6 protein-coding genes are annotated in these 11065 nt (G+C 34.2%); 2 read left to right on the forward strand and 4 right to left on the reverse strand.

Translation table 11 applies throughout. From position 1 onward, the window contains the following. Positions 1-163 precede the first annotated feature (163 nt). The 4 genes from AB1498_05500 to AB1498_05515 form a co-directional block, all read right to left on the reverse strand. Entirely contained in the window at positions 164-3571 is a 3408-nt protein-coding gene (locus AB1498_05500) for an AAA family ATPase (protein ID MEW6087741.1), read from the reverse strand. Next, positions 3565-4746 carry a metallophosphoesterase gene (locus tag AB1498_05505; GenBank protein MEW6087742.1) on the reverse strand — a complete coding sequence of 394 codons (1182 nt, stop codon included), beginning with the start codon at positions 4744-4746 and terminating at the stop codon, positions 3565-3567. The genes AB1498_05500 and AB1498_05505 overlap by 7 nt, the downstream gene beginning before the upstream one ends. A gap of 88 nt (positions 4747-4834) precedes the next feature. Then, the gene (locus AB1498_05510) at positions 4835-8272 is read right to left on the reverse strand and encodes a DUF748 domain-containing protein (protein ID MEW6087743.1); all 3438 of its coding nucleotides are present in this window, start codon (positions 8270-8272) and stop codon (positions 4835-4837) included. A 9-nt stretch (positions 8273-8281) separates the two neighbouring features. After that, on the reverse strand, positions 8282-8980 hold the full coding sequence (locus tag AB1498_05515; GenBank protein MEW6087744.1) for a hypothetical protein: 699 nt from the start codon (positions 8978-8980) through the stop codon (positions 8282-8284). A gap of 247 nt (positions 8981-9227) precedes the next feature. Between AB1498_05515 and nifS the strand changes: the two genes are divergently transcribed. Continuing rightward, on the forward strand, positions 9228-10403 hold the full coding sequence (gene nifS / locus AB1498_05520) for a cysteine desulfurase NifS (protein MEW6087745.1): 1176 nt from the start codon (positions 9228-9230) through the stop codon (positions 10401-10403). Between the two features lie 5 nt (positions 10404-10408). After that, positions 10409-10837, forward strand: a complete 429-nt coding sequence (locus AB1498_05525) for an NIL domain-containing protein (protein ID MEW6087746.1) — start codon at positions 10409-10411, stop codon at positions 10835-10837. The last annotated feature ends 228 nt before the right edge of the window (positions 10838-11065 follow it).

Here is an 11065-nt window from a genome sequence, read left to right on the forward strand (position 1 = left end):
ATAATTCAATTTATTGATTTTTCTTTTTCTGCCATAAATAAATAATAGGGCCTTAACGCCCTATTTTAAACATAATATATCTTATTTATCCCTGTTTCGTCAAGTATTTTCTGATTTCAATTTTTGCAAGACAACTTAGAAATGCAGCAAAACACCGGGAAATTTACTGTTTAATTCTTCCGTCAACCATTTCAATTTTGTTGGAAAATTCTTCTTCCAGTTCTTTAAAATGACTGATGACAAAAATCTGGTCGAAGGCATCAGATAATTCACCGGTTATAAGCAATTTAACCAAAGCGTCTCTTCTTTCCTCATCAAAGGCGCTTATCGGTTCATCAAGAAATATAAAAGACGGTGCCGCTCCAAGTTCTTCGGGCAGTGTCGCAAGTGCAAAAGAAAGCCTTAAAGCCAATGAAAGCTGGTCTTTTGTGCCCCCGCTGAACATTTTTTTTGGAATATATGAATTTGCCTGGTCATCAAATATTTCAAGCCTGTAATCAGAGGGGTCAATTCTGACATCCATATACCTGTCAGCCGTCATAAACGGGATCAGCCGGGCCATGTGCAGTTCACATCTCGGCAGGACATTCTCAAATATCCCTTTTCTTGTAGAAGTTAATATTTCACGCGCTTTAGATATTATTTCCGCCATTTTTTTCTTTTGTTCCAAACCTTCTTCACCCTCTTCTATTTCTTTTTTTGTTAAACTAATCCCTTCATTTCGCAGTTCGTCCCTTTTTATAGTGTTAAATTTAATGATCCCGATTAGATCTTCTCTTTTTGCCATAAATTCGTCTTTTTTCGTTCCGTCAATCTTCTGCCCATGCAATTTCCCGTTAATATATTCCAGCCGTTTTTCATTAATACTTATGTTCGATATTTTTTCTTCCTGCCTTGCTTTTTTCTGCTGTTTTGATTCCCTCAATTCATTTTTTGATTCCAATTCCGCACGGTCCTTTTCAATTTCTTTCATTAAAGAACCCATCTGGGTAATGATTTTTTCAGGGTCATTGCCCAATTTATATTTTTCACTGAATATATTAAGTTTTTTAAATAACTCATTTTTCTCCTCTTCTATAAACGCAATATCTTTTCCCAGGGTTTCGATATCTACCTGGAAATCCTCCCCGACAATTTCCTGCGCTTCTTTTTTAAACCCTTCAACGATAAATTTATGGTCTTTTATCTTGGATTCCAAAAGTGCAATATTTTTGGAAGTATCCATTAAAGAACCCGGCATGTAAGTGCTTTGAAGGGAGATAACCTTACTCTTTACATTTGCCAGCATTTCATTATTTTCAGTTACATTTAATAAATCCAGGTCTTTTTGAGGTAAAAATGATTTCAGCACGGGATGCTCAAGCACCATTCTTTCAAGGTCTTTTTTATGCGCCGTATATAATTTATTTTTTTCCTCAAATTGCGACTCAAAAATTGATATTCTCCCCGTATCTTCGACCTTTTTTTCAATTTCTTTTTCAACACGGACTATTTCTGCCTCTATTTTTCCCATGTCATCATTTTTCACTAAAGTTTCTTCCATGAATTTAGATATATTCGCATTTATTGATTGTTCCTTTTCCAAATATTCCTTTAATTCATCCTCAATTTTTTCAGGAGTTATTTCGCCGGAGTTTTCGCTTAAAATAAAATCTTCTTCAATCCTTCGGACCTGGGATTCTACTTCAATAAGATTTTCCTTAATCTGATTTACTTTTTCTTCTATTTCATCCTTTTTTAAACCGCCGAAATTATTTTCTATTTCTTTTAACCTGTTCTGGGCTTCTTCTAAACTTGACGGCAGTTTGACCCCCTTTTTCTTCATCAAATCCTCCAGCTCATTTTTTGCTTCGGAATCACTTACCTGCTCGCTGATATTTTGCTTCCTTCCTTCCAGTTTCATTAAATTATCTTTAACGCCGCCAAGGCTCTTTTGTTTTTTATAAATCTCTGAATTGCAATTATAAACCATTTTTTTACTTACATATATCCTTTGCATTATGATTAATGTTACGGCCCCGCAAATTAAACGCAAAAACAACGGAATAATTTCTAAAGGAGTAAGAACTATTACCAGGCTCATGATTGTTATTATTGTAAACATATAAACATTTTTATTTATATTTTTCTTTTCTGTTTCTAATTTTTCCAAATCCGCGTTAGAATCTGTAATTATTTGCCTTGTAGCACTGATTTCTTTTTCTATTGATTCTTTTTTAGCCAGGGAAGAGCTTATCTTTTCCCATAACACAAGCAAATCCTTCTCTTTAAATTCATCCACTCTTCCTCTTATATTTTTTAACTCAATAAGAAGTATTTCTTCTTTTTTCTTCATCTGCAATAATTCTTTTTCTTTATTTTTTCTCAGTATTTTTCCCTCAATAAAATATTTTTCTTTTACATTTGCCTTTAAATCCAGAAGGCCTTTTAACCTGGCCTGCAAATCTGTGTCATTTTTACTTTTATTTGACCAGTTTTCTATGTCTTTTTTCCTTTCAGCCAAATCCAGCTTTTCTTCCAGAAGCCTTTCAATTAACGGGAGCACCTTTTCCAAAGCGTCCTTGATTTCCCTCATTTCCCTGTATGCATCTTCTTTGTCCTGCAGTTCATCTTTTACAAGGGAAAGCTCCTGTATTTTCTTTTCCTTGTTTTTCATCTCTTTTGTGTTTTCATCTATCATTTCTTTTAAATATGATAATTTTTTTATGGATGCGTCTTTTTTATCAATTGAAGCTATAATATTTTTCATCTCTGCCATTGCCTGGAGGTCTTCCTGTTTCTTTTCCAAATTAATTTTATCTATAATATTCAGATTCTTATCCAGATCAAGCAAATCGCTTTCCAGAAATTTAACTTCAGATTTTTCCTGTTTAATTCTTTCAATAAGTATTTCTTTTTCGTCCTGGAGGCTTAAAAGATCCAGATAATTATCCAAATCATCCTTTTCTTTTGTAATTACAGGCAATTTTTTAAGTATAGACATTAATTCCTTTTTCTTTTCCAGCACTTTTAAATCATTTTCCAATTTAAGGATTTCTTCCTTAAGTTTCTCTTCGAGATTTACAAATGTGTCCATGTTTAAAAGTTTGGCGATTGCTTTTTCTCTTTGCTGCGGGCTTATATTTTCAATTTTATCCAGGTTCTGCTGTTCAACAAAACAGCTGTTCAGGAGTGATTCACTGTCTAATCCTATTTCCTTTATTATTCTGTTATTAACTACAGTCACTTTTTCTAATACTTCTTTTTTGCCGTCAGCATATGTTATTTGCAGGTGGTGGTAACTTTCGCCTTCACGGTTAAATTTTCTGTTAATAACCATATAAGAATCTTTTAACGCCACCCCGAGCTCAACCTCTGCCTCGTCGCATGAATAGGATATAAGAGAAATATTCCCCCCCTGTCCGACTACTAATCCTCTCCCAAAAAGCGCAAAAAATATTGCCTCAAATAACGTGCTTTTCCCGGACTCATTTTTCCCCACGATCAAGATTGAACCCTTTTCAGGGAAAGAAAGCTTGTCTATGTCCAGGTGTTTAAATCCCTTTGCTTTCAGGGTCAATATTTTTACCACTCTTTCATCTCCTCAAATCTCTTTTTGATTAACTTTACAGCTTCGTCGATAATTTCTTTATCATTGGCGGATTTCGCAGTAATTTTCATTTCTTCGGCCACCCGGTTAACCTCTTCTTTTTGGCTCAATCTTCCCCTGCTTATTTTATAATATTCTCTTTCAGTATCAATAATATTAAACCCGTCTCTTGATAATTCGAAATAAAAATTAGATTTTTCACCTATGTGCCAGATATTATGAAATTTTATTTTTTGATATATATCCCGGTTTATATCTCCAGCCATTGTTAATTTTAACATTTGTTTCGTATCTGACGCCTTTATTAACTGGTTAATTATAAATGTGTTTGGGTCTTCTTTATTGTAGAAATTATTAAAATCAATAGTCACCTCGCTCCTTTTCTGGAAAGCAACAGGAATAAATTCTATATACGGTTGTTTTTTGTTATCAATTTCAAGATAATAAAATCCGGTTTGTTTTTCTTCCGAAAATTCAAGCTTTTCTGTTGCTCCCGGCATAACAAATAATTTTTCATTATGATAAAAATGATTTGCAGTATGAACATGTCCTGAAAATATGTAATTAAAAGGATAATTGTCAAAAAATTTTAAAGGAATTACCGGTTCATTGGCTTTTGGATGTAAATAACCTTCCAGGCCGTAATGAATCATTAAAATATTTAAACCGGAAGAATTTTTGGGAAGGTTATCCAAAGCGGGCTTTAACGGATCAGTATCACGGCATAAAAGAGGATTAGTCGTCAAACCTGAAATATTAATATCTATGCCTTTTATGTTAAGCACGGTATTTTCAGCAGCATCCTGCTTGTAGAACACATTAACATTTTCCTGCCGCGCAAAAATCAATTGCGGAATAATCCCGGTACCTTTCGGAGTGTCATGTGTCCCTCCGATAAGAAATGCTTTGATTCCCGCCTTTTTCAAATCATTCAGTCCTTCAGCAACTACAAGCAATGCGTCATTCCTGGGATTGGATACGTCAAATAAATCACCCACATTAATATAAAGATCGATCTTGTTTTTTAATGAATAGTCAATCGTTTTTCTGAAATTTTCTTTTAACCTTTTGCGGCGTTCCTCTATCTGGAACGGCCTCATTCTCGATGAATAAGCATTTAAATGGTTATCCCCTGTCAAAACTATTTTTATTCCCATACTGGCCCCTTTTTGGCGATTATATATTTCGAGCTTGGCAAAATTTTTAATTTCAAAATTTCTTTTCGCAAAGTTATATATTGTCTAACTATTTCCCCTTAAACGGCCAAATTATCTTAAAAACCTCCCCGATTACATTTATTCCTATACGCACTGTCTCCCTTAAAACCTTCCCGCCCATTAAGACAGTGGTTTCAATCGTTTTTTTGCCAAAATTCAATGTAGTTTCCAATGTTTTTCCCGCGGCGCTTTCCAAAAATTCAATACTGTTCTGCAGGCCTATTTTTATAACTACTGCTGTAATTAATCCCCAATCACCTTTAATTTCAGGGTTTTCAATCTTCCCTGTTATTTTCAGATTAAGACTGACTTTATCATCTTTATCTTTGAGAGAATAAAATTTCTTGACAATATTCTGTCCTTCCGGCGTATCGGTTATTATCATTTTTAATTCCGGGTAAAATATTTCGCCGGCCAAACTCAAATCTAGGACCGGTTCATCATCTATTTTGTCGATTTTACCATAAAAATCCAAACTGGAATTATTCCATGTAAATTTTAATGTATCAAAAGCAATACTGTCATCCTTATTGACAATCTTAAAAAAGACTTTGTTGTCCAATCCTTCAGGTTTGGCAATAATGTCCTTATAAGATATGTAATTATCTTTTAAATCTATATCACCCTGGCAGTTAACTATTTTACCATCATTTTCTATTATTAGATTAATTTTACTTGCACCCCCTATATTTAAATCCTCCAGTTCGCCTGCCATTTTTGGAGAAAAATACGGAATAATTCCTTTCAAAAAAAGCTTATCGCAATTAATGTCCAAATATACATTTATATTATTTTCCCGCTTCTTTATATTCCCTTTTATTTTGAAAACTGACTGGTCAATCGTATACTGCCCCGAATCAATATAAATAACGTTATCTTCAGTATCCATTAACCATACCAGGTTATCCGTTATACCATTAATTTTATATGAATGATTTTTGTAATAAACATCCACGTTATATAAATCAAATTTCCCTTTTAGTTTTTTGGTATTATTTTCTTTATACACACTTGTTTCGCCTTTCAATAAACCCTTGATTTTTATACCCTCGAGCCATTTTAATGAAGGCATAAAACCTGTTACTGAACTCCCTCTAAAATCATTTGTTTCCCATGTAAAAAACAATTTTCTATTATCTATATTGTAATTTTCAATCTTTCCGCCGGCATTGATTTCAAAATCCCCCAAAGTTATCCCTAATTTATTTATAATAAAATTATTCTGCCCGATCAAAAAATCAAAATTAATTATATGATTTACATTCCTGGGTTTATATAAAAATCCCTTCCAGCGCGTCTCACATTTATTGAGGTCCAATTCTCCCTTAAGATTAAGAAACTTCTTCTGGCCTGAGATATTTATTCTCATGTTAGATTTACCTGATAATTTATAATCATCCAGGCCCTGAACGTAGTCAGGTGTCAATTCACCCCAATAAAAAGAATTAGAAGCAACCGTTAAATTATACTGGGGCTGTTCTTTATCATAATCCATAATTTCGCCGTTAAGTGAAAATTTATTTTTTGACGATTCCAGTTGTAATTCCTTTACAATAAATGTATTTTCTTTCCATGATATATCAAAAAGCAGGTTACCGGGGATTTCCTGTTTTTTTTCAATAAAATTTCCATATTTTAATTTTGAGTCGTATATGTCTGCTTTGCCTTTGAGATTTACTTCATCTTTCAGGGAATTCACATTAATTGACAAACTGCAATAACCACCAAGATCGATAATTTCCCTGTTAAATAAATTTGATATTTTACGCGCATCATCATATTTCAATTTTTTAAAGTCCAGTTTCATATTCAATTCATTCTCATTCCCGAAATCAATTTCAATTAATTTCGAAGTCACTTCGGATTCCCCAAAAGTCAATCTGGGGTCCACTATCATTATTTTACCGTTTTCAGGAACAAGGTTAAAATCTATTTTGCTTTCCATCCCGTAAGGCTTATTAAACAATTTTGCGTACTGCCACATTAATGGTGTCCCGTTGATGCTTACCGAATAGATTGTTTTAGAAGGTTCCCCGTTGAATATTCTTACTTTTACCTTATCTGTTACTCCGAAAAACCTTATTTCCCTGGGCCAGGGCGGCAAAAATGCCATTAATTCCTCAATCCGGCCGTTTTTTTGTGAAATATTTAAATCCATTTTTTGCTGTTGATCTGCCAGGTCGTTAATTCCCCCTTTCCCTTCAACAACCAAAGAATTCGAAATAACTTTAAAATCTCCCCATATTTTTTGATCTTTTAAATAATTTATGTTAAAAACAAGGCTGCAGCTTTTATCTTTAGGTTTATACAGTACCTTTCCCCAGTTCAGTTCAACATTTTTCAAATCTGAAGCCCCTTCATATTTGAAATTATCTCCGTCAACAAAAAGTCGGAAATTCAGCCTCCCGTTTCCTTTAATATCAAGATCTCTTTTCAAGCCTTCCTGGCGGATATAACGTTCTTTGCCTAAAAAATAATTCAAATTTTCCAACTCAATTAGAAGCTCATATTTGTCTTTTCCCTCTACCGCAGGCCACACCTTTCCGGAAACCTTGAAGGAGGAGCATTCATCTAAAGCCCCGGAGATGTTTTCCAGGACAACAATATTAGGGCTCGAGGCAAAAACTACTCTCCCGTTTACCGCGTGGACCGGTTTTTGGCCGTCAAAATATCTAAAATCCAAATCTTTAAAACTTATATCTCCTTTATTCCGATAATTATTGCCGTCCCCTGTCAATGTTAAAGAAATATCTGTTACTGTTCCGGTTTCAACCGGATAATTAAAATACTGCCTGTAATATGGATTATTTTTTACCGCATCCAGGTTTTTACCGCTAAAATGGACCTTATATTTATTTGTTGCTGTCTCTATAGAACCTAATATTTTAATCTCACTTTTTTTATTCTCCGCAAAACCGCTTATTTCATAATTAATTTTCTTTCCCAAATTAAAATATCCGTTTACCATTTTTAAATCAGTAACTACTCCCGGAACAGTCCTGTCATCTATTATCTTCATTTCCCCATTTTCAACAGATATCTTTTTTAATTCAATTTTAATTTTCCCCTTTTGGCCTTCTTTCTCTTTCCCGGTATATACAGGCGATATCCATTTGCCGTCAGCCTGATGATAAAAATTCGTTTGCGGGTTAATCAACCGTATATGATCTATTATAAATTCTTTGTCCAATAAAGGCCTTAAAGAAAAATAAATATAAATTTTACTACATTTAAATATTTCAGTGTTACTTTCATCTTTTAATTTTACACCATATATCTTTATGCCATAAGGCCCCAGGCTGATGCCGGATATTTCTATTTTTTTATTCAGGTATTCCTCTACCGATGGAAGAATTTGCCTCAAAACAACTTTATCAAGATAAATGTTAACAATAACAATACTTGTTAATAAAACCAGCAAAATAATAAAGGTTATAGAAAAAGGAAATTTTTTCTTTTTAGACATTATATTATTCTATTTTTTCATCAGTTCATTTAACTTGTTTCCTAATTGATATAAAAGTGAGATAGCAAGCAAATATACCTCTTTTGCCTTGTAATAGGAAATTTCGATGAAGTCCGTATATCTGATTTCCAGCGGAAATATCATTTTCAGGACCAGCATTATTATCAAAATATTCACAACATATATAAAACTCATTGAAAACACATATCCGACTTCATGCACGTCAGATTGCTGCTGGCGGAGTGCGAAAAATGTAAGGGCTAAATGAAATGCCAGCGAAAAACCGGTAAGAAATAAAAAGATACCAAAATATTTTTCGACATAAAACAGAAAAGAAAAAATCCAGTATGATAAAAAAATTATAAAGGTATATATGGGAAAAAAATAAGGGGCAAGATTTATCAAAAAATTTGATTTAGTCACAACAACACGCCCGCCGCTTGAAGACACCCTCATTGATTTCACACTTCCTCCAAACATAAATGTCCAAAGCGCATGGGTAAGTTCATGCCCGAAAACATACATTGAAAGGGGTCGGTAAAGCAAAATGTGTATTAAAAAATACCCAAAAAAACCTGCCAGAAAATAATAATGCTCACGGGTTAATACTGATACGCCGGATAAAATTTTTACAAAAGAAAAGGTGGCACCTATTCCAAAGGGAACGAGCAGCAAACCCGCGATTAAAAAAATAATTGAAATAATCATAGTTTAACTAGAAGTTGTTTCATAAGTTGGTTTCGTAGTGAAAAAGTAATATTTGAGGCGAAACAAGGAAGTCGAGCCGAGCATATCAGCCTTGATCTGTAAGGCGAGACTGACGCAGTTGCAGCCCAAATATTACTTTTGTAATAGAAATAAGACTTATGAAACAGCTTCTCTAATAGTATAAACTTTTTCGGCAATAAATGCAATTACTTGACATTTTTCACTTTTTATGATGTAATGATTTTCAATGAAACGTATTTATTTAGACCATAATGCCACTTCACCAACAAGGACTGAAGCCGTGGAAGAGATGCTGCCATATTTTACTAAATTATACGGCAATGCTTCCAGTATCCACTCTTTCGGAAGAGATGCAAAAAAGGCCCTGGAAGATTCCAGAAAAAAAGTTGCCGTTTTAATCGGTGCCGAGGACCCCGCTGAAATAATTTTTACAAGCGGGGGGACTGAATCCGATAATCTTGCAATTAAAGGAACCGCATATAGAAATCAAAAAAAAGGGAACCACATAATTACGACCCAGATTGAGCATCATGCGGTATTAAATTGCTGTAAAATTTTGGAAAAAGACGGTTTTGAAACCACATATCTTCCAGTAAATAAATATGGCGAAGTTGACCCTGATGAATTAAAAAAATCTATAAGAAAAAACACGATATTAATGTCAATTATGCACGCAAATAATGAGATAGGAACAATTGAACCTGTATCAGAACTTGCAAGGATTGCAAAAGAAAACGGTATTTATTTTCATACAGACGCGGTACAAACAGCCGGGAAAATACCTATAAACGTAAAAGAAATGAATGTCGACCTTTTATCTTTATCAGGCCATAAATTTTACGGGCCTAAAGGGGTCGGAGTTCTATATATCAGGAAAGGGACTAAAATAAGTGTTTTGCAGCACGGGGGCCATCACGAGAAAAATAAAAGAGCGGGTACAGAGAACATTCCCGGGATAATCGGCCTTGCAAAAGCATTAGAGCTGGATGTTAATGAAATAAAAACAGAGACCCAGAGGTTAATCTCTCTGCGTGAAAAATTGTGGGAAGGATTATCCGCAAATATTCCTGAAATAATCCGTAACGGCTCCAGTAAAAATTGTCTCCCGAACACCTTAAACATATGCATAAAATATATCGAGGGTGAATCGATGCTTCTTTCTCTGGATAATGAAGGCATCGCAGTTTCATCAGGTTCAGCATGTACATCAGCAAGTTTGGAACCGTCTCATGTTTTATTGGCAATCGGCCGGTCTCCTGAAATAGCCCACGGTTCCATAAGGTTCTCATCAGGAAAAGATACAACTGAAGATGATATAAATTATGTAATAGAACGTTTATCGGGTATTGCTGACCGGCTGCGTAAAATGTCACCGTTATATACTAAACCAAATAAGGAATAAATAAAATGGTTTCCCATCGTATTGTTTTGATTTTTCCAAAAGATATAGTCGACAAACCTTACACTTATCACCTGGTGAAAGACTTTAACCTGGTAATTAATATATTAAGGGCAAAAATATCTCCTGAAGAAGAAGGCCTCCTGGTTTTAGAAGTGGATGGCAAAAAAATTGATTTTGAAAACGGCATGAAATACCTGAAGGATTTTGGAGTTAAAATTTTGCCGCTTCTTAAAGAAATAAACCGGGACAAAAAGCGTTGTTATAACTGCGGGGCATGCCTTGCGGTATGCCCGAGCGGCGCCTTGTATATCGATAGAAATAACTGGCTTGTAAATTTTGATGACACCAAATGTGTTTTATGTGAAGCATGCATAAAGGGCTGTCCAACCAGGGCCATAAAAATATTATTCCAGGACTTTGTAAAAAAAGAGTAGTGATCTGGCAAATTAATTTAACAATGTAGTAGAAGCGGTTTCATATACAAGCTGTAAGTCTGTCAAGTTTATTTTTAAAGTTTCTTTTTGTGAAAGTCAAGTTTTAACAGAACTTTGACAGTTAAACCCTAAAAAATCGCAAAAGAAGCGAAAAGAACCGCATAGAAATAAGGGGCGGTTCTTTTTTTTGGCCAAAGTGTAGTGCCATGTTTGATTAAAAATAATTAA

The sequence above is a fragment of the bacterium genome, from assembly GCA_040754625.1.
Taxonomy (GTDB): domain Bacteria; phylum JACRDZ01; class JAQUKH01; order JAQUKH01; family JAQUKH01; genus JAQUKH01.

Bases quoted from the DNA above. Each gene is read 5' to 3' on its own strand.
- nifS (MEW6087745.1), top strand. From the start codon at position 9,228: ATGAAACGTATTTATTTAGACCATAATGCCACTTCACCAACAAGGACT.
- AB1498_05510 (MEW6087743.1), bottom strand. From the start codon at position 8,272: ATGTCTAAAAAGAAAAAATTTCCTTTTTCTATAACCTTTATTATTTTG.
- AB1498_05525 (MEW6087746.1), top strand. From the start codon at position 10,409: ATGGTTTCCCATCGTATTGTTTTGATTTTTCCAAAAGATATAGTCGAC.
- AB1498_05515 (MEW6087744.1), bottom strand. From the start codon at position 8,980: ATGATTATTTCAATTATTTTTTTAATCGCGGGTTTGCTGCTCGTTCCC.
- AB1498_05505 (MEW6087742.1), bottom strand. From the start codon at position 4,746: ATGGGAATAAAAATAGTTTTGACAGGGGATAACCATTTAAATGCTTAT.